Annotated in this window: 20 protein-coding genes and 1 pseudogene; 8 read left to right on the plus strand and 13 right to left on the minus strand. The window is 69.5% G+C overall.

All coding sequences use genetic code 11. The features are described 5' to 3' along the window. Positions 1–55 precede the first annotated feature (55 nt). The 3 genes from AC07FA_RS33830 to AC07FA_RS33840 all read right to left on the minus strand — a co-directional run bounded on the left by AC07FA_RS33830 (position 56) and on the right by AC07FA_RS33840 (position 2,329). Positions 56–1,261, minus strand: a complete 1,206-nt coding sequence (locus AC07FA_RS33830) for a beta-ketoacyl-[acyl-carrier-protein] synthase family protein (RefSeq protein WP_479080180.1) — start codon at positions 1,259–1,261, stop codon at positions 56–58. Next, positions 1,258–1,560, minus strand: a complete 303-nt coding sequence (locus tag AC07FA_RS33835; protein WP_479080181.1) for an acyl carrier protein — start codon at positions 1,558–1,560, stop codon at positions 1,258–1,260. Before AC07FA_RS33835 ends, AC07FA_RS33830 begins: the two co-directional genes overlap by 4 nt. Positions 1,561–1,648: 88 nt before the next feature. Next, the gene (locus AC07FA_RS33840) at positions 1,649–2,329 is read right to left on the minus strand and encodes a lysophospholipid acyltransferase family protein (protein WP_479080182.1); all 681 of its coding nucleotides are present in this window, start codon (positions 2,327–2,329) and stop codon (positions 1,649–1,651) included. 362 nt (positions 2,330–2,691) lie between these two features. Here AC07FA_RS33840 and AC07FA_RS33845 point away from each other — a divergent pair, with 362 nt between their 5' ends. From AC07FA_RS33845 to AC07FA_RS33855, 3 genes are all read left to right on the plus strand, one after another. After that, entirely contained in the window at positions 2,692–4,233 is a 1,542-nt protein-coding gene (locus AC07FA_RS33845) for an MFS transporter (RefSeq protein WP_479080183.1), read from the plus strand. A 322-nt stretch (positions 4,234–4,555) separates the two neighbouring features. After that, positions 4,556–5,140 carry a lysophospholipid acyltransferase family protein gene (locus AC07FA_RS33850; RefSeq protein WP_479080184.1) on the plus strand — a complete coding sequence of 195 codons (585 nt, stop codon included), beginning with the start codon at positions 4,556–4,558 and terminating at the stop codon, positions 5,138–5,140. A 38-nt stretch (positions 5,141–5,178) separates the two neighbouring features. Continuing rightward, a complete protein-coding gene (locus tag AC07FA_RS33855; RefSeq protein WP_479080185.1) occupies positions 5,179–5,910 on the plus strand; it encodes a DedA family protein in 732 nt (243 codons plus the stop codon). Positions 5,911–5,922: 12 nt separating this feature from the next. Here AC07FA_RS33855 and AC07FA_RS33860 read toward each other — a convergent pair whose 3' ends face one another. The 8 genes from AC07FA_RS33860 to AC07FA_RS33895 form a co-directional block, all read right to left on the minus strand. Further along, complete coding sequence (locus AC07FA_RS33860; protein ID WP_479080186.1) at positions 5,923–6,651, minus strand: lysophospholipid acyltransferase family protein; 729 nt, start codon at positions 6,649–6,651, stop codon at positions 5,923–5,925. A gap of 216 nt (positions 6,652–6,867) precedes the next feature. Then, positions 6,868–7,653 carry an enoyl-CoA hydratase/isomerase family protein gene (locus AC07FA_RS33865; RefSeq protein ID WP_479080187.1) on the minus strand — a complete coding sequence of 262 codons (786 nt, stop codon included), beginning with the start codon at positions 7,651–7,653 and terminating at the stop codon, positions 6,868–6,870. After that, positions 7,650–8,897 (minus strand): cytochrome P450, encoded by a 1,248-nt coding sequence (locus tag AC07FA_RS33870; protein ID WP_479080188.1) that lies wholly within the window; start codon positions 8,895–8,897, stop codon positions 7,650–7,652. The genes AC07FA_RS33865 and AC07FA_RS33870 overlap by 4 nt, the downstream gene beginning before the upstream one ends. 93 nt (positions 8,898–8,990) lie before the next feature. Next, complete coding sequence (locus AC07FA_RS33875) at positions 8,991–10,370, minus strand: cytochrome P450 family protein (protein ID WP_479080189.1); 1,380 nt, start codon at positions 10,368–10,370, stop codon at positions 8,991–8,993. Between the two features lie 10 nt (positions 10,371–10,380). Beyond that, a complete protein-coding gene (locus AC07FA_RS33880; protein ID WP_479080190.1) occupies positions 10,381–10,941 on the minus strand; it encodes a GTP-binding protein in 561 nt (186 codons plus the stop codon). A gap of 3 nt (positions 10,942–10,944) precedes the next feature. After that, positions 10,945–11,328, minus strand: a complete 384-nt coding sequence (locus AC07FA_RS33885) for a DUF742 domain-containing protein (RefSeq protein ID WP_479080191.1) — start codon at positions 11,326–11,328, stop codon at positions 10,945–10,947. After that, positions 11,321–12,166 carry a roadblock/LC7 domain-containing protein gene (locus AC07FA_RS33890; protein ID WP_479080192.1) on the minus strand — a complete coding sequence of 282 codons (846 nt, stop codon included), beginning with the start codon at positions 12,164–12,166 and terminating at the stop codon, positions 11,321–11,323. The genes AC07FA_RS33885 and AC07FA_RS33890 overlap by 8 nt, the downstream gene beginning before the upstream one ends. Further along, positions 12,163–13,347, minus strand: a complete 1,185-nt coding sequence (locus AC07FA_RS33895; protein WP_479080193.1) for an ATP-binding protein — start codon at positions 13,345–13,347, stop codon at positions 12,163–12,165. Before AC07FA_RS33895 ends, AC07FA_RS33890 begins: the two co-directional genes overlap by 4 nt. A gap of 723 nt (positions 13,348–14,070) precedes the next feature. Here AC07FA_RS33895 and AC07FA_RS33900 point away from each other — a divergent pair. The 3 genes from AC07FA_RS33900 to AC07FA_RS33910 are packed head-to-tail and all read left to right on the plus strand — an operon-like array spanning position 14,071 to position 17,000. Beyond that, positions 14,071–15,177 carry a FecCD family ABC transporter permease gene (locus AC07FA_RS33900; protein ID WP_479080194.1) on the plus strand — a complete coding sequence of 369 codons (1,107 nt, stop codon included), beginning with the start codon at positions 14,071–14,073 and terminating at the stop codon, positions 15,175–15,177. After that, positions 15,177–15,950 carry an ABC transporter ATP-binding protein gene (locus tag AC07FA_RS33905; RefSeq protein ID WP_479080195.1) on the plus strand — a complete coding sequence of 258 codons (774 nt, stop codon included), beginning with the start codon at positions 15,177–15,179 and terminating at the stop codon, positions 15,948–15,950. The genes AC07FA_RS33900 and AC07FA_RS33905 overlap by 1 nt, the downstream gene beginning before the upstream one ends. A gap of 27 nt (positions 15,951–15,977) precedes the next feature. Further along, positions 15,978–17,000, plus strand: coding sequence for an ABC transporter substrate-binding protein (locus AC07FA_RS33910; protein WP_479080196.1), 1,023 nt, complete (start codon positions 15,978–15,980; stop codon positions 16,998–17,000). 68 nt (positions 17,001–17,068) lie between these two features. Here AC07FA_RS33910 and AC07FA_RS33915 read toward each other — a convergent pair whose 3' ends face one another. Next, positions 17,069–17,734 (minus strand): fascin domain-containing protein, encoded by a 666-nt coding sequence (locus tag AC07FA_RS33915; protein WP_479080199.1) that lies wholly within the window; start codon positions 17,732–17,734, stop codon positions 17,069–17,071. Positions 17,735–18,224: 490 nt separating this feature from the next. Here AC07FA_RS33915 and AC07FA_RS33920 point away from each other — a divergent pair, with 490 nt between their 5' ends. Next, positions 18,225–18,653, plus strand: a complete 429-nt coding sequence (locus AC07FA_RS33920) for a pyridoxamine 5'-phosphate oxidase family protein (RefSeq protein ID WP_479080197.1) — start codon at positions 18,225–18,227, stop codon at positions 18,651–18,653. 37 nt (positions 18,654–18,690) lie between these two features. On the opposite strand, the gene AC07FA_RS33925 is transcribed toward AC07FA_RS33920, so the two are convergent. Beyond that, complete coding sequence (locus AC07FA_RS33925; RefSeq protein ID WP_479080198.1) at positions 18,691–18,834, minus strand: hypothetical protein; 144 nt, start codon at positions 18,832–18,834, stop codon at positions 18,691–18,693. Between the two features lie 279 nt (positions 18,835–19,113). Here AC07FA_RS33925 and AC07FA_RS33930 point away from each other — a divergent pair. Beyond that, positions 19,114–19,340: pseudogene (locus AC07FA_RS33930) on the plus strand (1,3-beta-glucanase); the annotation flags it as partial.

Raw genomic sequence — 19,340 nt, forward strand, 5'->3', positions numbered from 1 at the left:
GCCGGCGAACTGGTGGTGGCCGGGCGTCCGGGCGGTCTCGGGGCCGGCCGGGCGGTCAGCGCCCGAAGACCAGGGCGGAGTTGTGGCCGCCGAAGCCGAACGACGTGGACAGGGCGACGCGGTGCTCGAACGCCCGGGGCCGTGTGCGCACCAGGTCCAGATCGATGCCGTCACCCGGCCGGTCGAGGTTGCGGACGGCGGGGATCAGTCCGTCCCGCAGGGTGAGCACGGTCGCCACCGCCTCGACGGCCCCGGAGGCGCCCAGCAGGTGACCCGTGCAGGACTTCGTGGCGGTCACCGCGGGGCGGTGGCTGCCGAAGGCGAGGTTCAGGGCGCGGGACTCGGCGAGGTCCCCCGCTGGTGTCGCCGTCCCGTGGCTGTTCACATGGCCGACGTCGGCCGCCGTCACACCGGCGTCGCGCAGGGCGATCTCGATGCTCCGCGCCGCGCCGCTGCCCGAGGGGTCGGGGGCCATGAGGTGATACGCGTCGGACGTGGTGCCCGCACCCAGCAGGGTGCCCAGGACGGTGGCCCCCCGGGCCGCGGCGTGCTCGGCCCGCTCCAGCACCAGCATGCCCGCGCCCTCGCCCAGGACGAAGCCGTCCCGGTCCTGGTCGAAGGGCCGGCTGGCCGCCGACGGGTCGCCGTCGCGGCGGGAGAGCGCGCGCAACTGCGCGAAGCCGGCCACGGTCATCGGGTGCAGGCAGGAATCCGCCCCGCCCGCCACGACGACGTCCGCCCGGTTCAGCCGCAGCAGGTCCATGGCCACGGCCATGGCCTGCGTACCGGAGGCGCAGGAGCTGACAGGGGTGTGGGCTCCCGCCAGTGCCCCCAGATCCATGGCCACGCACGCGGCCGCGGCGTTGGGCATCAGCTGGGACATGAGGTACGGGCTGATGCGCTGCGGTCCGTGATCCCTGAGGACCTCGAATTGACCGGGGACGGCCTGGACCCCACCGATGCCGGTGCCGATGACCACGGCGAGCCGCTCGGGTGCCACATCCGTGGCCTTCGCCTGGTGCCACGCCTCGCGGGCCGCGATCAGCGCCAGTTGCTGGACGCGCTCCAGGGTCCGTGCGGTCATCCGGTCGAGGCGGCCCTCGACATCGGCGGCCCCCGCGAGCCGGGTCGGCAGCCCCTCGAAGCCGGGGCCGTCCAGCAGCCGGATGCCGGACCTGCCCGAGAGCAGGCCGCGGTAGAAGCTCTCCGCGTCCGTGCCGATGGGCGTGACGGCGCCCGCGCCGGTGACGGCAATGCTCATGACGCCGCCTTGTGCTCGGCCAGGTAGTCCAGAACCGCCTCGACGGTGCGCAGTTCGTTCACGACGTCATCGGGGATCTGGACACCGAACCGGGTCTCGCAGGCCACCATCAGCTCGATCTTCGCCACCGAGTCGATGTACAGATCCTCGATCAGATCGGCCTCCGGCACGACCGAGTCCTTCGGCAGACCGGTGATCTCGGAGATGAGTGAGGCCATCAGCCCCAGGTTCGACGCCTTCTCGGCATCGGCGCCCGCGGCCGGGCTCAGCTGGCTGTCCGTGACGTCGGACGCTGTCATCTGTGACTCCCATCGGAGAGTGGTGCATCGGAGTGGGCCGGGGCGGGCCGCTCGTGGCCGGTCCGGTCGGTGCCGTAGGGACCGGAGCTCATCCGGCGGCCAACGCCGCGCCCTTGACGGCGAATTCAGCAGCGATCTCCTGGCCCGACAGGGCCCCGATCTCGCGCATGATCTGGTCGGTGTACTGCCGACGGCTGATGCTCTGCTTCTCCCGGCCGGCGTACTCGGCGGGCGTGAGCGGTGCGCCGAAGTGCACTTCGAAGGCGGTCCGCTTCAACAGCAGCCGCCCAGGCCGCTGGACCCGGTCGGTGCCGACCAGTCCGCACGGCACGACGGGCGCACCCGTCGTCAGGGACAGCCACGCCGCCCCCGTCTGTCCGCGGTAGAGCCGGCCGTCGGGGGAACGGGTGCCCTCGGGGTGAATCCCCACCCCCACGCCCTGCTCCAGGAGTTCACGGCTGATCTCCAGGGCGGCGACACCGCCCCGGCCGCCGTCCCGGCGCACCGGGATCATGCCGACCTGCTCGAAGAACCAGCTGCTGAGCCGGCCCCTGAGACCCTTCCTGCCGAGCCGTTCGGCCTTACCCACGAAATACACCGGGCGGGGCACGAAGAGTGTCAGGAAAATATGGTCCGAGAACGACAGGTGATTCGCCGCCACGACGAACGGACCGGATTTCGGTATATGGGCGGCGCCTGTGACGCGGGGCCGGAAATAGGCGACCGCCAGACCCGACAGAATCTTGCGCACGATCTCACGGCCGGCCATGACTTCCCCCAGGGCGAATTCATTTCGGGTCCGCTTCGGACACCGTCTCGGTGGCCCACTATGTCGAAGTCACCGAGCCCAACTCAAGGCCGATTCAGGGGGCTTTACCGCGTTCACGCAGTTGCTTTAGCGAGGGGCGCGGTCGGTCGTTACCGCGTAGCGTCCCGGGACCGCCGCGATGGCCCGGGCCGTGCACCGGTGGCGTCCTGGCGAGCGGTCAGGAGTCGGCCGAGAACCGTTGCACCGTGCACTGTCTCGGATATCGTCGCGGGCGTTCCATCCTCACCGGCGCGGAGTTCTAGGCGGTTCGCATGTCACGTATCGACGACTCGAGTACCAGCGGGAGCAGGAAGCCCAGCGCCGTGCCACCCGATACGGACTTCGATCCGCGAAGGGCCTGGCTGATACTCGCCGTCGTCGCTCTGGGCGCCATGATGGTCTCCCTCGACGGCACCGTCGTGCTGCTCGCCCAGCCCGCGCTCCAGGCGGACCTCGGGGCGAGCCTGGAGCAGGTCCAGTGGGTCACGACCGGCTACCTGCTCGCGGTCGGCAGCCTCCTGGTGATCTCCGGCGGCATCGGGGACCGGATCGGCAACCGATGGGCCTTCCTGATCGGAGTCACCGGTTTCGCCGTGACCTCGGGACTGATCGCCGGGGCCCACGACGCCGGTTGGCTCATCGGCCTGCGGGTGCTGCAGGGACTCAGTGGCGCCGTGCTCCAGCCGGCCACGCTGGGGCTGCTGCGGGAGACCTATCCGGACGACCGGCTCGACATGCCCATCGCGATCCGCAGCGCCGCGATCGCCGCCTCCACAGCGGCCGGCCCGGTGGTCGGAGGGCTGCTGGTCGAGCACTTCTCATGGCGGGCGGTCTTCCTGATGAACGTCCCGCTGGGGCTCCTGACCGTGCTGGCGGGTGTGTTCCTGTGGCGCGGCAGGCCCGCGCGCCGCGTCACGAAGTCGAGCCCGCGCAGCTTCGACTTCGTGGGCGCCGCTGTCCTGGCGACGGTCCTGTTCGCCCTCTTCTTCAGCGTCTCCAAGATCACCTCCTACGGGCTGGTCGACCTGCGCAGCGCCGGTCTTGTCGTCCTCGTCGTCGCCCTCGCCTGGGTCTTCACGCGGATCGAGAAGCGCGTCCGCGACCCGCTCATGCCCCCCGCGCTCCTGCGGACTCCGGCGCTCGGTGTCGGTTTCTTCCTGGTCATCACCTTGTCGTTCGCCATGATCGGCACCCTCTTCGTGCTCTCCTACTACGTCCAGAACCAGTTGGGACTCGACCCGGTCGCCGGAGGCATCCATGTGCTCCCGCTCACCGGGACCCTGATCGTCGCGGCCGCGCTGTCGGGCTTCGCGATGCGGCGGGCCGGGGCCCGGGTGGTGGTCGCCGCGGGGCTCCTGGTCACTGCCGCCGCCACCTACGGGCTGTCCCGGCTGGGCCCGCACACCGGTTCGCTGGAGCTCGGCCTCCTGCTGTTCGCCCTGGGGCTGGGGCTCGCGCCGGCCCTGGTCGGAACCACCAAGATCATCGTGGCGAGCGTGCCGCCGGGGCTGGGCGGACTGGCCGGCGGGCTCCACCAGACCGGCATGCAGATCGGCAGCGGGATCGGTATCGCGGTGATGGGAACCATGCTCGGCAGCCGCGCCGAGGACGTCCTGCGCACCGAGCTCGACCGGGCCGGCGGGCCTTCGATGGACCCCGATGTCCTCTCGCGGGCGATCGACGACGCCTCGGTCGGTCTGCACCGCCCGATCGCCGGGATGCCCGCCGAACTCGCCTCGTCCTGGGAGCAGCTGAGCTCCTCCGTCTTCATGGACGCGATGGCCTACGCGCTCGGCGCGGCGGTGGCCGTGGCCCTCGTGGGATCACTGGTCGCCGCACTGGGGTTGCGGAGCAAGCGCACCTGACACGTCCCGCAGCGCCTTTCGGACAGCGCCCCGTCCCCTCCGGCCCCGGCCGGAGAGGACGGGGCGTTATTTCTTTAGCCAGAGATTAGCGAGTTCGGTGGCGTTCATTCAGTAATTCCTAAGCGAATCAACGCCACTTGACCGGCCGGTGAGCGGTGCCTAATATCCATCGAGCTCGTGCAGGAATTTCTGATCGCTCATCAATCGATATGCGAGAACAGAGCGGAGTAACCCGAAGGTGCGGACCTACCAACACATCAGGCGGATCGCAGGCCCGTTGCTCTCTGCGGCGGTACGCCTTGAAGCGACCGGCCTGGAGAATGTGCCGCGATCGGGGGCGGTGCTGCTGGCGTCCAACCACCTCTCGATCGTGGATTCCACATTTCTGCCCCTCGTTCTGGACCGCCGCATCACGTTCATGGCGAAGGCGGAGTATTTCCGGGGGAGCAGCTTGCTGGGGAGGTTCACGTCCTCGTTCATGAACAGCAGCGGCCAGATACCCGTCGACCGAGCCGATCAGCGGGCGGCCGTCGCCTCGCTGGACCCCTGTCTGGAGGTCCTGGAGCAAGGCGGTGTCTTCGGTATCTATCCGGAGGGCACCCGGTCACCGGACGGCCGGCTGTACCGGTCCCGGACCGGTGTGGCGTGGCTGGCACTGAAGTCCGGAGCTCCGGTGGTGCCCGTGGCCATGTCCGGCACGGACAAGGTGCTCCCGCCCGGCCGGCACCTGCCCCGGCCGGCCAGGGTCCGGATCGCCTTCGGGCCGCCGGTGGACCTGTCGGAGTTCGCGGGCCGGGCCGGTGAGGCCCGGGCCAGACGTCTCGCGGCCGACATGGTCACGACGGCGGTCGCCGCGCTCTCCGGCCAGGAGTACGTCCCCGCCTACGCCACGTCCGCAGCCACCTGAGCCCGCATCACGCTCCCACCCCTTTCCGAGGAGCCCTTGTGAACCTTGCCGTGAATGTGCTGGATGCCCAGTCGATGATCACCGCCTTCGGGCTGGCGGGCATTCTCGTGATCATTTTTGTCGAGACCGGATTGCTGGTCGGCTTCTTCCTGCCCGGTGACTCCTTACTGTTCCTGGCCGGTGTGGGCGCCTCCGGCGCGGCCGCCGAGGTCTTCGACCGGCCCGGCTTCCACCTCTCCCTGCCGATGCTCCTCATAGGGGCCCCCATCTGCGCCGTCGCCGGGGCACAGCTGGGGCACCTGCTCGGCGCACGGATCGGGCCCAGGCTGTTCGCCCGCCCCGACTCACGGCTGTTCAGGCAGGAGTACGTCCAGAAGGCCGAGGCGTACCTCGGCCGCTACGGAGCCGGCAAGGCGATCGTCCTGGCGCGCTTCATCCCTGTCGTGCGGACGTTCCTCAACCCGGTGGCCGGGGTTCTGGGAATCCGCGCCGGCACCTTCTTCGTGTGGAACGCCATCGGAGGTGTGGTGTGGACGGTCGGCATCCTGCTCCTCGGATACCGCCTCGGCGACACCCTCAAGGGCAGCATCGACACCTATCTGCTGCCGGCGGTGTTCCTGATCATCGGCGTCTCGATGCTTCCGGTCGTGATCGAGGTGGTCCGTACACGCAGGGCCTCACGCGCCGAGGCCGTCGCCGGTCCGGCCGGGCTGGGCAGCGCGCCCGACGGGTCCGCTGCCGACCGCACCGAGACGGGCGCCATCCACTGAAGGCAACAGCTCCTACGCGTCGTTCCCGGAGGGGCGCTGCTCGCCGCGGATCTCCTCCAGCAGGGCCACGATCGCGTCCATGATCCTGCCGCTGGCCTCCAGGAGCACCGGGACCGTGAGCCCGGCGTCGAACAGGTCGGAGAGGTCCACCGGGGGCCCGGCGTGCACCACCAGGGTGGGCCGCGGACGGAACCTGACCCGCCTGCTGCCTCTGGCGTACGGCGGCACCATCTGGTGGGCGCCCCATTGCGCGACCGGTATGACGGGGGCCCGTGTCGTCAGGGCCAGGCGGGCCGCGCCCGTCTTCGGTGGGCCGGGCCACAGGTCCGGGTCGCGGGTGAGCGTCCCCTCCGGGTAGATGGCCACGCACTCCCCGCGCCGGACGGCCTCGTACGCCGCCCGCAGGGAGTCCGCCGCCCGGGGGCTGCTCCGCTCGACGGGGATCTGGCCGGTCGCGCGCAGTACGGCGCCGAGTACAGGGACCTTGAAGAGCGATGCCTTGACGAAGAAGCGGGGCGGCTTGCCGCTGTTGTACTGGAAGTGCCCGTAGGCGAGCGCGTCCACATAGGAGTTGTGGTTGATCACCGTGATGTAGCCCCCCGCCCGGGGCAGATGATGCCCGCCGCGCCACTCGCGACGCGCCAGGACGCGGGAGGCCGCGCGTACGACGACGGCGATGGTCCGGTAGGTCATCCCGGTTCCGGCCGGCGATATGCCATGCGGGTGCGTGTTGTCGTCCATGCCCCTGTCCGTACGTTCGGTGTCCTGAGCCCGGCACTGCACAAGGGCACGGCCACACTATCGACGCGTACGCGGGACAGGCGCCGTCGTGGCCCATACTCTGCGGCCAGGGCCCCGTCGACACGGTCGGAATTTAGGATTCCGTTAGTCGCGGCCGACGCCAACGCACCCCGTCCGGTGTCCGCGCACGCGGTTGGGACGGGGTGCGGTGGCATCTCATACGGCCGTCGGCCGGTTCTGATTGATGTGGGCCGTCAGAAGATGGGCGTCGAGCAGGGAGACGTCCGCCGTCCGGTCGGCCCGCGCGTAGCCGGCCAGCATGCGCTTGGTCAGGACGAGGGCTTCGGGTGAGCGCCGGACGAGCGGCCTCGTCCAGGCGTGGACCACCTCGTCCAGCCGGTCGAGCGGGGCGGTCTTGTGGAGCAGACCGAGCCGGTGGGCGGTGACCGCGTCGAACACGTCGCAGGTCAGCATGAGTTCGCGGATCCTGGCGGCGCCGGCCTCGGAGACCAGGCGGCCCATCGCTCCTCCCCAGGCGGGTGGCAGCCCGACGCCGATCTCCGGCATGCGGAAGCGACAGGTGTCCGCGCCCGCGCGCAGGTCGCAGAACGAGGCGAGCGCGAGTCCGGCACCGATCACCCGGCCGTGGAGCCGGGCGATCGTGACGGCGTGGGTGCTCTCCAGTGCCTGGCACAGACGGTGGGCCTTGTCCGCGATGCGCCGCAGCCCGGCTCCGGTCGGGTCCGCGGCGAGCGCAGCCTCGTACTCGCCGCGGTCGGCGCCCAGACAGAAGTCCGTGCCCAGGGACGACAGGGTCAGGATGCGGATGTCCGGGCGCTCGTGGAGGTCATCGAGCAGGAGGAGGAGATCGTCGATGACGGCGACGCCCAGTGTGTCGTCCTGCCCCCACGGGTTGAGGCGGACATGGAGCACGGGCCCGTCCTGCTCGACGCGTATCGCCTTGCCGGAGGGGCTGGTGAGAGTACGTGTTGTTTCGCTCATGCGAGGGCGACATCCAAGTTCAGCAGGCGCCGGAACGCCACCCGGGGCGCCATCGACGGGCGGCGCACGAGCGTGAGGCGGGGGAGACGCCGAATGAGTTGACGGAGCAGGATCTGGGCCTCCAGCCGGGCCAGCGGCGCGCCGAGGCAGTAGTGGATGCCTCCGCTGAAGGCGAGGTGCGCGGGTTTGCGCAGGGGGTCGAACCGGTGGGGGTCACTGTGCCTGGCCGGGTCCCGGTGGGCCGCTCCCACCATGAGGTGGACCATCTCGTCCTTGCGTATCTCCATCCCGCCCAGGACGCGGTCCTCGGCGGCGACCCTGCTGATGACGTGGGTGGGAGGGTCGTAGCGCAACGTTTCCTCAACGAACGCGGGCACCAGGTCCGGGTTGTCGGCGACCATGTTCCAGCGTTCCGGGTTCTCGACGAGCAGGAGCGTCATGGTGGTCAGAAGTGTCGAGGTGGTCTCCAGCGCGGCCAGGAGGACGAACAGGACCAGGAAGTAGACCCCTTCATCGGCTTTGTCCCGGTCGCGTTCTATGGAGTCCCACGTCTGTATCCAGCGGGACACCGGGTCCTCGCCGGGGTGGGCGCGCCGCTCACTCACCAGCTGCGTGAAGTAGGCGCGCAGTTCGGCCGTGGCCGCGTCCGATCCGGCCAACTGGCTGGCGGAGGGCAGCAGCTCCTGGGTGAAGACCTGGTCATGGGTCAACTCCCGCAGGCGAGGCCAGTCGGCGGCCGGGATCCCGAGCCACTCACCTATGGTGGCGACGGGCAGTTCCTCGCCCACCAGGGCCGAGAAGTCCGCCTCCCCGTCGCGCAACCGCTCCGCCAGCGTGTCCAGAAGCCGGTCCGTCGTCCGGCCCACGGTCCGGCTGATCTCCTCCACGGCGGCCCGGTCGAACGTGCCGGCGGCCCGCCGCGCGCGGGTGTGGTCCGGGGCGTTGAGCGCGGCCAGCGTATTGCTCATCTCCCGCGACGAGGAGGCGTTCCAGCGCGTGCCCGGCCCCTGCCGCTCGCGCCACCGCTTGTCGGGCTCCAGCCAGTCACGGCTGCGCAGCACCTGATCGCAGACGGCGAAGCCCGTCACGAACGAGCCGCCCCAGGGTGCGGGGCTCACTTCGCCCCTCGACAGCAGCTCCTCGTATATCGGGAAGGGATCGGCCTGCCCTCTTGCCGTCCGTAGACGGGAGAAGAGGGAGGCGGACGCCCTGCGGTCATACGACGGAGTTGTGACGACTCCCATGATGGCGGCTCCTTTCTGAGAACCAGCCGCCATGCATACCCACAAGATCGTTGAAGCATCCAATAACACAGGGGTCTCAGGAGGTTACTTAAATCACTCTCCCCTCGTCCACGCCAGGAAGCGGGTGAACAGACCCCCCTTGTGCTGCGGTGCCGCTGGAGCCGACGGCCGGGACGAACGGGCGGCGGAACGCTGTTCGGCGGGCGCCGACTGCTGGGGCGCCTGGGCCGGTTCCGGATGGACGGGCTCGGCTGCCGACGACACCGTTCGCGGGGTGAAGCGGACCGGAAGGGTCACCAGCGAGCGGCTCCACGGAGTCGGCGCCCAGGCAAGGGTCTTGAACGGGACGCGCATCTCGACGTCGGGCAGCCGGTTGAGGAGAGTCTCGACGGCTGTGACCGCGATCATGAAGGCGGGGTCCTTGGCCGGGCACGCGTGCGGGCCCGCCCCGAAGGCCAGATGGGCCTTGGCGCTGAGCTGCTGCCGGTGCTCGGTCAGCTTGGGGTCGGTGTTGGCCGCCGCGAAGGAGATCAGGACCGGGTCGTTGGCCCGCAGCAGCCTGCCGCCCAGATCGACGTCGTGGGTCGGGTAGTGGGCCGCGTAGTTGGCGATCGGCGCGTAGTTCCAGAGGGTCTGGGCGACGGCGTCCTCGACCGGCAGCCCGCTCTGCCATTCCTCGCCGAGGTACAGCGCGGCGCTGGTACCGATGGCGGCGGTCAGCGGAGCGGTGCCGCCGGAGAGCAGCGTCACGAGCTGGTGCAGCACCTCCTCGTCGCTCAGCCGGGCCGAGTGCTCCATCAGACGTGTCGTCAGGTCGGCCGCCGGGTGGCGTCGTTTGAGAGCGATCAGCTCGGCGAGCGCCCCGCCCAGTACCTCGTCGGCACCGGGGGTGCCCTCGAAGATGCCGCTGATCCCGGCGATCACACGGTCACCGATCTCGGGCGGACAGCCGAACAGGTCGCTGAAGACCAGCAGCGGCAGGGGCTGGGCGTACTCGGCGATCAGCTCCGCCTGGCCACGGGGCTCGGAACTGAAGCGGCTGATCAGGTAGTCGGCGGACTGCTGTGTCTGCCTGACGAGCTGGAGCTCGTTGACCGTGGCGAGGCTGTCGGTGACCGCCTGGCGCAGACGGGCGTGCGCCGCGCCGTCACTGAACAGCGCGTTGGGGCGGTAACTCATCATCGGCAGCGCCGGGCTGTCCGCCGCGACACGCCCCTCGTTCAGCGCGTTCCAGCGGCGGGAGTCGCGGACGAAGGACGCGGGGTTCTGCAGGACGTACAGGGCGGCGTCGTAGCTGGTGATCAGCTCGACCTGGACATCCGGGGCGATGTCCACGGGTGCGCTCGGGCCGAACGAACGCAGATGGGCGTAGTGGCCGTCGGGGTCGGCTCCGAACGAGGGGCCGTACAGCTGGACGTTCCCGTGCGCGGGGCAGCCGGGAGGTATCTCCTGGGCGTCAAGCGGCTGTTGCATTCGGGGGCTCCTAGCCGAGTAGGGACATGAGGTGTGTGACGAGAGTGATGAGTGCCTGCGCCGAGGTGGCCTCGTCGCGTACGTCGCACTTCACGACGGGGGTGTCGGCAGCCAGGTTCAGCGCCTCGCGGACTTCGTCGAGCGGGTAGTCCGTGGTGCCCTCGAAGTGGTTGACGCCGATGGCGTACGTCAGGCCGAAGCTCTCGACCAGGTCCAGGACGGGGAAGGACTCGTGCAGCCGCTCGGGGTCGACGAGGACGAGCGCGCCCAGTGCGCCCCGGGACAGCTCCTCCCACATCTCCTTGAAACGTTCCTGACCGGGCGTTCCGAAGAGGTAGAGGACCAGCGTGTCGCTGAGGGTGAGGCGGCCGAAGTCCATGGCCACGGTGGTGGTCTTCTTGTGAGGCGTGCCCGACAGGTCGTCGAAACCCTCGCTGGCCTCGGTGATCTCCTCTTCGGTCCGAAGCGGCTCGATCTCGGAGAGACTTCCGATGCAGGTGGTCTTCCCGACCCCGAAGTGCCCCACTATGAGGATCTTCACCGCGTGGGAGACATCTGGATCCAGGTACACGAATTACGCTCCGAATCGATTCTTCAGGCCTTCGAGCACGGCGCTGACCAGTTCTCTGTCGACACGTTCGGCGCGCGGTATCGGCCTCCTCACGAGGATGAGGCTGTCCTCCTCCAACTGCGCCAGCAGGATGCGCACGATGCCGAGCGGCAGGTGCGTGTGGCCGGCCACCTCGGCCACGGAGAGGAAGCCGTCGGCGACCAGATCCATGACCTGGCCCGCTTCCGGGGACAGGATGCGCGCCGCGGCCGACGCGTCCTGTGCCGCCATGACCAGGGTGGTGTGCTCGTACTCGTGGTCCGGGGGCAGGGCCCGTCCGTTCGTGATCACGAAGAGGGGTACTAACGGGGACGTCAGCTCGAGTTCCTGCTCGGGCTCGTCAGGCATGGCCCGGCCCCTCTCCGTGTGCTGCCGGCGTGGTCAGTTTGGGGATCACTTCGTGCAGGCGCGTCGTGAACTCCTCGATGTCGCAGTCGTGCTCGGCGGCGGCGGCCAGGAAGGCGCCGGTGCCGGCCGCGATCAGGAAGATCCAGCCGTGCTGGAACTCGATGACCGTCTGGCGCCACTCGGCGTCCTCCAGTACGCCCGCGAACTGCGAGGTGACCCTGCTGTAGGCGTGGATGCCCGTCATGGCCGCGGAGATCGTGTCCGCCAGGTCCCTGTTCAGCCCGCTGGTCGCCCCGCGGGGCAGACCGTCTGCCCCCAGCAGCACCGCGTGGCGGGCGCCCCGCACATCGGCGACGACCTGGTCGAGGTCGGCGAGCACGAACCCGGAAGAGCCCGTGCTCTCACGCCGGGCCGGGCCGGTGGCGCGCGTACCGGCGTCGTCGTCGGTGTTCACTCGCGGCGGTGAGGTGAGGTTGTTGCCCAGCCGGGCGACGAGGCGGTGCATACGGAAGGAGATCTGCTGCATGTCCACATCGGGCGCCGCGGCGGCGGCCAGGTAGGCACCCTGCCCCGCTCCGATCAGGAAGCTCCAGCCGTGGGAGAACTCGATGATCGTCTGGTTCCACTGCCGGTCCTCCTCCGGTCCGGCGAAGTGAGCCGTGGCCCGGCTGAGCGACTGCATCCCGGCCATGGCGGCGGAGATGGTACGTACGTCCTTCTCGGCCAGGCCGTCCGTGGCCCCACGAGGAAGGCCGTCCGCGGACAGCAGGACGGCGTGCCGTGCCCGGGGCACGTTGTGCACGATGTCCTCGAGCATCCACGACAGGTCGGCGGTCATGCGTCTTCGGACCCTTCGAGCGACGTGGCATCAAGGTTGCGGCCCGAGAGCGTGCCGCGCTGAAAGGCCCCCAGGCTGCGTCCGGAGGCACGGCGGGTCTCCTCGGGAGCCCGCGACGCCGACCGGGTGACCTCGGGGTCGGGCACGCTCGCGATGGGCGCCTGGCGTGCTCCGCGCTTCGGCAGGCCGTGCGTCGTACGCGTCGTCCCGGCCGGGGCCCGGCCCTCGGTACGCAGGATGCTGCTGACGGCGGCCTCCTGGGCCGGCGGCGTCTCCTCCATGGTCCACAGCTCCTCGGGCAGCAGGACGACGGCCCGGACGCCGCCGTACCGGGAGACTCCGGTGACATCCACCTTGAAGCCGTACTGACGCGCGATCAGGCCGATCACCGGGAAACCGAACTTCGGCTGGTTCCCGAGCTGCGACAGGCGGGGGACGACATCGCCGGACAGCAGCTCGGTGGCCCGCTGCCGGTCCTCGTCGTTCATGCTGACCCCGGCGTCGTCGATGACGATGCACAGGTTGTTCTGGACCCGCTGGAACGTCACCTCGATCGGAGCGTCCTGCTGGGAGAAGCTGGCAGCGTTGTCAAGGAGTTCGGCCACGGCGAGGGCGACGGGTGCGACCGCGGACGCCTTCAGCGCGAGACCGGTCTGCTGCATGATGGCGACCCGGTGGAAGTTACGGATCTGTCCCTGGGCGCTGCGCACCACGTCGTAGACGCTGGCGGGCCTGTTGCGGCGGCCGAGCGGCGCACCGCACATCACCGCGATGCCCTGCGCCTTGCGCGCCATCTGGGCGTTGGCGTGGTTGACCTCCAGCAGATCGCTGAGTACGGCGTGGCCGCCGTACTTCCGCTGTACGCCGTCCAGGAGCGTGGTCTGCTCCGCCGCGAGACTCTGCAGGAAGCTGGCCGCTCCCTTGAGGACCGCCTTGGTGTTCTCCTCCGCGGCCTCCTTGGCCTCCCGGAGGGTGCGGTCCTGCTCGTTCCTGAACGTCTGCAACTCCGCTCGCGTGAGATGGAGTTGACTGTCGGATATGTGCAGTTGGCGTCTCAGCTCGGCCTCGGTCTGCTGCTTCTTCGCCCCTAGGGCCCTGTTACGGGCGGCGAGTGCCACAACGGCGACAACGGCTGTCGCCGCCACCGCGACCAAGCACCACACGAGTGCATCTTGAATCATGGAAACCTTTCCCGGCGCATGGCAGGCGGACGGCGACGGACACACCTCGCGAGGACGCGCGACACGGCCGCTCGGTACTGCCCGGCCGCTGTTGCGTGGAGAGCAGGCCGCCGATCGCACATCAGCATCTGAATCAAGTGGATCAAGATCGCAGATGCCCGGATGCTATCACCGGAATCCCTCCCTCGACCGAGGTCGGCCTTGGGTCCGAACGTGGTCAACTCGCCCTGTTTGCAAGCATGTTGGGAGGAGCGCCCGCATCCGCCACGGACGGTCCCCGCATCCCTCGCTCCCGGCCGCCCGGAGTTGTTCAGGGGCCTTCACAAGAGGAGTGCCAATCTCTCACATGCGGTGGTGACGCCGACAACCGGTGCCTCCGGCAACCTCTTCCGCAATCGCCGACTGCCGTTGCGGCACGGCGGGTTCGGGCAGCGATGAATCCGATGTCGCCGCTTCACCGCGGCCTTTCTTCTGTTTCTGACGGGCCGGAACCATGACGCGCTAAGCTGCAGACGCCCCGCGGGGGAAGTCCGGTCGAAATCCGGCGCTGACCCGCAACGGTAGTCGGAGCCCTTACAGGTCTCCGTAAGCCCGATTTCCCGCGGTGGTGTTGGCTCCTGTCAATTCGCCGTGGACTGCGAGAGGTGCTGCGCAGGGGCCCCGAGTCCCGGGCCGCTCCTTTGGATACGTAGATGCACGGCCCGAGGCGAAAGCGATCCGCCCGTGGCCACCTCCCTCGAACGCATACCTGTCGCGCCGCAGCGGGCCGCCCCCGCCGCCGGCCCCGCGCCGCCCAAGCGCGTGTCCCTGCCGCTGCTCGTCACCTGCCTGTGTGTCGCGCTCCCGGTGTCCCTCGCCTTCGGCGCCGGAACGGGGGCGTCAGGACTCTCCTGGGGCGAGGTGCTCCACTACCTCTGGGCCGGGCTGACCGGCGGTCCCATAGCCCCCGACCAGGTCCCGGCCTACACCATCGTCTGGGAGCTGCGCTTTCCGCGAGCCCTCCTGGCGGCGGTCGTCGGCGCGGGCCTCTCGGCGATCGGCGTCACCGTGCAGGCCATGGTCCGCAACGCCTTGGCCGACCCGTTCGTCCTCGGAATCTCCTCGGGCGCGGCCGTCGGCGCGAACGCGGTGCTCATCTTCGGCGCGTTCGGCGCGTTCGGAATCTGGGCCCTGTCCTCGGCGGCCTTTCTCTCCGCCCTTCTCGCCATGGTGCTGGTGTACGCGGTCGCACGCACCGACCGCGGCCTGACCCCGCTGCGGCTCGTCCTGACAGGCACCGCCATGTACTACGGCTTCTCGGCCGTCACCACCTTCATGGTGTTCGCCGCCGAACGCGGCGAGGCGGCCCGCTCGGCGATGATGTGGCTGCTCGGCAGCCTCGGCGGAGCCACCTGGGCCTCTGTGCCGATCGCGGCGACAGCCGTGTTCGCCGGGCTCGCCCACCTCGCGTGGTCGGCGCGTCGTCTCAACGCCCTCGCGATGGGCGACGAGACCGCCGCCGCGCTGGGGGTGGACGCCGGAAGGCTGCGCAAGGAACTGTTCCTCGTCTCCGCGGCCGTCACGGGCGCGGTCGTCGCGGTGAGCGGTGCCATCGGCTTCGTCGGTCTGATGGTTCCCCATGCCGCACGGATGCTGGTCGGTGCGGACCACCGCCGGCTCCTGGCCGTCGCGCCGCTCGCGGGCGCCGTCCTGCTGATCTGGGTGGACATCCTCTCCCGGGTGGTGCTCGCACCGGCCGAACTGCCCGTGGGCGTCCTGACCGCGGTCATCGGCGTACCGTGCTTCATCCTGCTCATGCGCCGCCGCTCCTATACCTTCGGAGGCGCGTGATGCGGATCGACGTCGATGACCTGACGGTCGAGATCGCCGGCGCGCGACTCGTGGACGAGGTAACGCTGCGAGCCGGTGAGGGGCAGTTCGTCGGCCTCGTCGGGCCCAACGGCAGCGGGAAGTCCACCTTGCTGCGGTGCGTCTACCGGGCCCTGCGTCCCTCGGCGGGCGCGGTCCGGCTCGGCGGCGAGGACCTGGACGCGATGAGTGCGCGCGAAAGCGCCCGCCGGCTCGCCGCTCTTCCCCAGGAGGCGGTGACCGAATTCGATTTCACGGTCACCGAGGTCGTGGCCATGGGACGGCTGCCGCACCAGCGGTCCATGGCCCGGGCCACCGACGAGGACCGGCGGACGTGTGACGCCGCGCTGGCGGGTGTCGGCGCCGGTCATCTCGCCGACCGTGGCTTTCTCACCCTCTCCGGCGGCGAGAAGCAGCGGGTCCTGATCGCTCGCGCGCTGGCCCAGCAGCCCCGGATCCTGGTGCTCGACGAGCCCACCAACCACCTGGACATCGCGCAGCAGCTGGAGGTGCTCGCGCTGGTGCGCGAGAGCGGACTGACCGTCCTCACCGCGCTGCACGACCTCAACCTCGCCGCACTCCACTGCGACCTCATCCACGTCATCGACGGCGGCCGGATCGTCGCTTCCGGGGCTCCGCACGACGTCCTCACGCCCGACTTGCTGGCCGACGTCTTCGGCGTACGGGCGCACCGCGTGCCGCACCCGGAGACCGGCACGGTCCAGCTGCTCTTCGACCGCCTCCTCGCTGCCTGACCGAAGTCCCAAGGAGCCACTGTCACCATGCCGAATCCCGCACGCCCCGCCGCACTCGCGCTCGCCGCCGCCCTGGCCCTCACCGGCTGCGGAGCCGAGGTCACCTCGCAGGACGGCCGGAAGGCCGGCTCCGGCGCAGCCGACAGCCACTACCCGGTGACCGTCGAGAACTGCGGAGAGAAGAAGACCTACGACAAGGCCCCGCGGCGCGTGGTCACCAATGACGTCGGCATCACCGAGATCATGTTCGCGCTCGGACTCGAAGACCACATGGCGGGGTACGTCATGCCCGACGACAAGGGCGACCTCACGTCCGTGCCCTGGAAGGACGGCTATCAGAAGACCAAGTGGCTCTCGAAGGACAGGATCAGCAAGGAGCTCGTCCTCGACGCAGATGCCGATCTGGTCTTCGCGGGCTGGAACTACGGCTTCAGCGAGGGGGAGGGCTTCACCCCCGCCGATCTCCGCCGGGTGGGTATCGGGTCCTATCTGCTGAGCGAGTCGTGCCGCAACGGGCAGGGCAAGGCGCGCGGGGTGATGGCACCGCTCGACGCGCTCTACACGGACCTGCGCAACCTGGGACGGATCTTCGACGTCGAGGACCGGGCCGAAACCCTCATCGCGTCGTTCCGGAAGCAGGTCGCCGAGGCGCAGGCGAAGGCCGCGGACGGCAGCGACCGCCCGCGTGTCTTCCTCTACGACGACGGGAAGGACAAGCCGTTCACCTCGGGGGCGTACGCCGGGCCCCACGACATCATCACCAAGGCGGGCGGTGACCACATCATGAAGGACCTTCAGGACAGCTGGACGACGGTGGGCTGGGAGACGGTGGTCGACCGCGACCCCGAGGTGATCGTGATCAACGATTACGGAGACACCAGCGCGGACCAGAAGCGCAGCTTCCTGAAGTCCTACAAGCCGCTCGCCAACGTCTCGGCGATCAAGAACGACCGGATCGTCGTCCTCGACTACGTGGACCTGGTGGAGAGCCCGCGCAACCCCGCGGCGATCAGTTCGCTGGCCGCGGAGCTGAGGAACTTCACCTCGTGAACCGGGACGCCGGCGACCGCCCGGTGCGTCACCCGTGACCGCACCGGGCGGAACGCCTGCTCCCGGCGTCAGGCGCCGACGTCGTGGAGGACGAACTCCTCCCAGGCGCCGGTGATGTCCGTGGAGCGGGCGCGCAGCACGTACTGGAGCGATCCGGTGTAGCTGTTCTCCATGGTGACGAAGAGACCGTTCAACGTGGACTGGAGCGCCCAGCGGCCCAGCTCCTCGTTGTAGTACACGACGAACCGCTCCCAGCCGCTCACCGTGGTGGAGCGGGCGCGCAGTACGTTCTGGGCGCTGCCGGTGTAGTTCTTCTCGACGGCCACATAGCGGTCGTTGGCCAGGGACCTCAGGGCGTACGTCTCGGTGACCGCGTCCCACTCGAAGGCGAAGGTCTCCCAGGAGCCGCCGAACTCGACGGAACGGGCCCGCAGGACACCGGTGTTCGGGGCGCTGTAGTTCCGCTCGGTGGCGACGAACTGCGCGTTGCGGGCGGACTGCATGGCGAGGAATTCGGGCTCGTCCGCCGTGGTGGAAAGCCCGTCAGCGGTGGCGGAGGGGGCCCTGAGGGCGCCCGTCTCCCCAGCGATCTTCGCCAGTTCGGCGCCGTCCACTGCCTCCCACCCGCTGGGCACCGCGCCCGGCCGGTCGGCCTGCGGGGCGGCTCCGGCCACGGGGGCGGACAACGCGGAGGCGGCCACCACGGCGCTGAGAGAAAGAAGGACGGAGGTTATGCGTCGCACAGGTATTCCTTGCCTTTCGTTCATACGAATTCCGGGGGTGGCGAGGCTTGGGGCCCGCAAGGGCTCAGGTCGTCTTCTCGGCGGATTTACGGCACAACAGCACCGGTCGCTTCGCGCATGCCGGAACCATTTCTCCCGCAGGGCGACGCCGTCCCCGAATTTCTCCGCACCCCCGAAAACTGCGGTCGGCATCCCTCCCCGGACGCCGCTGCAGCCGCCGCGCCACTCGGCGAAGCGGCCTCAGCGTAACGGCGTGACGTTATGTGCGGCAATGATTGAACGGTATTTCGGAAAGTCTCAGCAGTGGGGTACTGCATTATTCATTCCGCGGTTTCCCGTTAAGGATGACGAAACTCCCCGTTCGTTCGGCGGGCGGGACGCGACACGACACGCACTCCGGGCAGACGCGGCGATCGGGTGCGGGGGGCGGGGGCACACTGGACAGGCAGATAGGCCCCGATCCCGTACGAAGGAGTTTGCTGTGGCACTCACCCGTGAAGAGCGCGAACAATTCCTCGCCGAGCCGCATGTCGCCGCGTTGGCCGTGGCGGTGCAGGACAGTGACCGGGCTCCGCTCAGTGTGCCGGTCTGGTACCAGTACGCACCGGGCGGCGACCTCTGGGTCATGACCGGCCGCACCTCGCGCAAGGCCGATCTGATCGGCGTGGCGGGCCGGTTCTCCCTGCTCGTCGACCGGCTGGAGCCGACGATCCGTTACGTCTCCGTCGAGGGGCCCGTCACCGAGACCCGCGCCGCGACGCGGGATGACCTGGAGGAGATGGCGGCGCGCTATCTGCCGGCCGAGAAGGTCGCGGGCTACGTCGACTTCGCCTGGGACAACCACGGTGAGCAGGTCGTGATCCGGATGCGGCCCCAGCGCTGGGTCAGTTCGGACCTCGGTCGGATCTGAGTCCGGGCTCGGCGCCCCGGCCAGGGGCGCCGAGAGCTCAGGCCGACATCACCCGCAGCAGGAGCGCGGCGACGGCCGGCAGCGCAAGGATCGCCGGGGGCGCGATCTCGAAGTCCTTCGCAGGGAGGTGAGTGATGACCGCACCGATGAAGTGGAGGAGGCGCCTCGCGTCTCCGGGCAACGGACGTCGCACTCGACGCCGTGGAGCGCGAGCTGTGCGCGGACCTGTCCGAACGCGATCTCGTCGCGCTACGCGGACTGCTCGGCAAGCTGCGGACTTCGCCGGAGGGCGTCACCTGTACGGAGTGAGGACGCTGGTCCGTACCAAACCCTTGACAGGGCCATCTCTCACTCCTTCAATCACGTAGTGAACTAAGTGCCCTGCGGGGCGAGTTCAGATCTGTCATATGCATGACATGTACGCCCCTTTCCCCCCGCCATGTTTCATGAAGGGACAGTCATGGATTCCCCGCGCTTATCCCGGCGTCTGCTGGTGTCGCTCGTCTCGGTCCTGGCCCTCGCGTCGCTGTCCACCGGACTGGCGCAGGGTGCGCCCACGCCTGTGACGGAGCCCTCGGCCCGTACGGCAGCAGCGGCCGCTGTCACGTTCTCCGACGAGTTCGACGGGGCCGCGGGCTCGGCCGTCGACGCGGGGAAGTGGCAGACCGAGACGGGTGACAACGTCAA

It is taken from the genome of Streptomyces sp. NPDC045968, assembly GCF_056430475.1.

Coding starts and splice junctions, on each gene's coding strand:
- AC07FA_RS33830 (WP_479080180.1), bottom strand. CDS start 1,261: ATGAGCATTGCCGTCACCGGCGCGGGCGCCGTCACGCCCATCGGCACG.
- AC07FA_RS33835 (WP_479080181.1), bottom strand. CDS start 1,560: ATGACAGCGTCCGACGTCACGGACAGCCAGCTGAGCCCGGCCGCGGGC.
- AC07FA_RS33840 (WP_479080182.1), bottom strand. CDS start 2,329: ATGGCCGGCCGTGAGATCGTGCGCAAGATTCTGTCGGGTCTGGCGGTC.
- AC07FA_RS33860 (WP_479080186.1), bottom strand. CDS start 6,651: ATGGACGACAACACGCACCCGCATGGCATATCGCCGGCCGGAACCGGG.
- AC07FA_RS33865 (WP_479080187.1), bottom strand. CDS start 7,653: ATGAGCGAAACAACACGTACTCTCACCAGCCCCTCCGGCAAGGCGATA.
- AC07FA_RS33870 (WP_479080188.1), bottom strand. CDS start 8,897: ATGGGAGTCGTCACAACTCCGTCGTATGACCGCAGGGCGTCCGCCTCC.
- AC07FA_RS33875 (WP_479080189.1), bottom strand. CDS start 10,370: ATGCAACAGCCGCTTGACGCCCAGGAGATACCTCCCGGCTGCCCCGCG.
- AC07FA_RS33885 (WP_479080191.1), bottom strand. CDS start 11,328: ATGCCTGACGAGCCCGAGCAGGAACTCGAGCTGACGTCCCCGTTAGTA.
- AC07FA_RS33890 (WP_479080192.1), bottom strand. CDS start 12,166: ATGACCGCCGACCTGTCGTGGATGCTCGAGGACATCGTGCACAACGTG.
- AC07FA_RS33895 (WP_479080193.1), bottom strand. CDS start 13,347: ATGATTCAAGATGCACTCGTGTGGTGCTTGGTCGCGGTGGCGGCGACA.
- AC07FA_RS33905 (WP_479080195.1), top strand. CDS start 15,177: ATGCGGATCGACGTCGATGACCTGACGGTCGAGATCGCCGGCGCGCGA.
- AC07FA_RS33910 (WP_479080196.1), top strand. CDS start 15,978: ATGCCGAATCCCGCACGCCCCGCCGCACTCGCGCTCGCCGCCGCCCTG.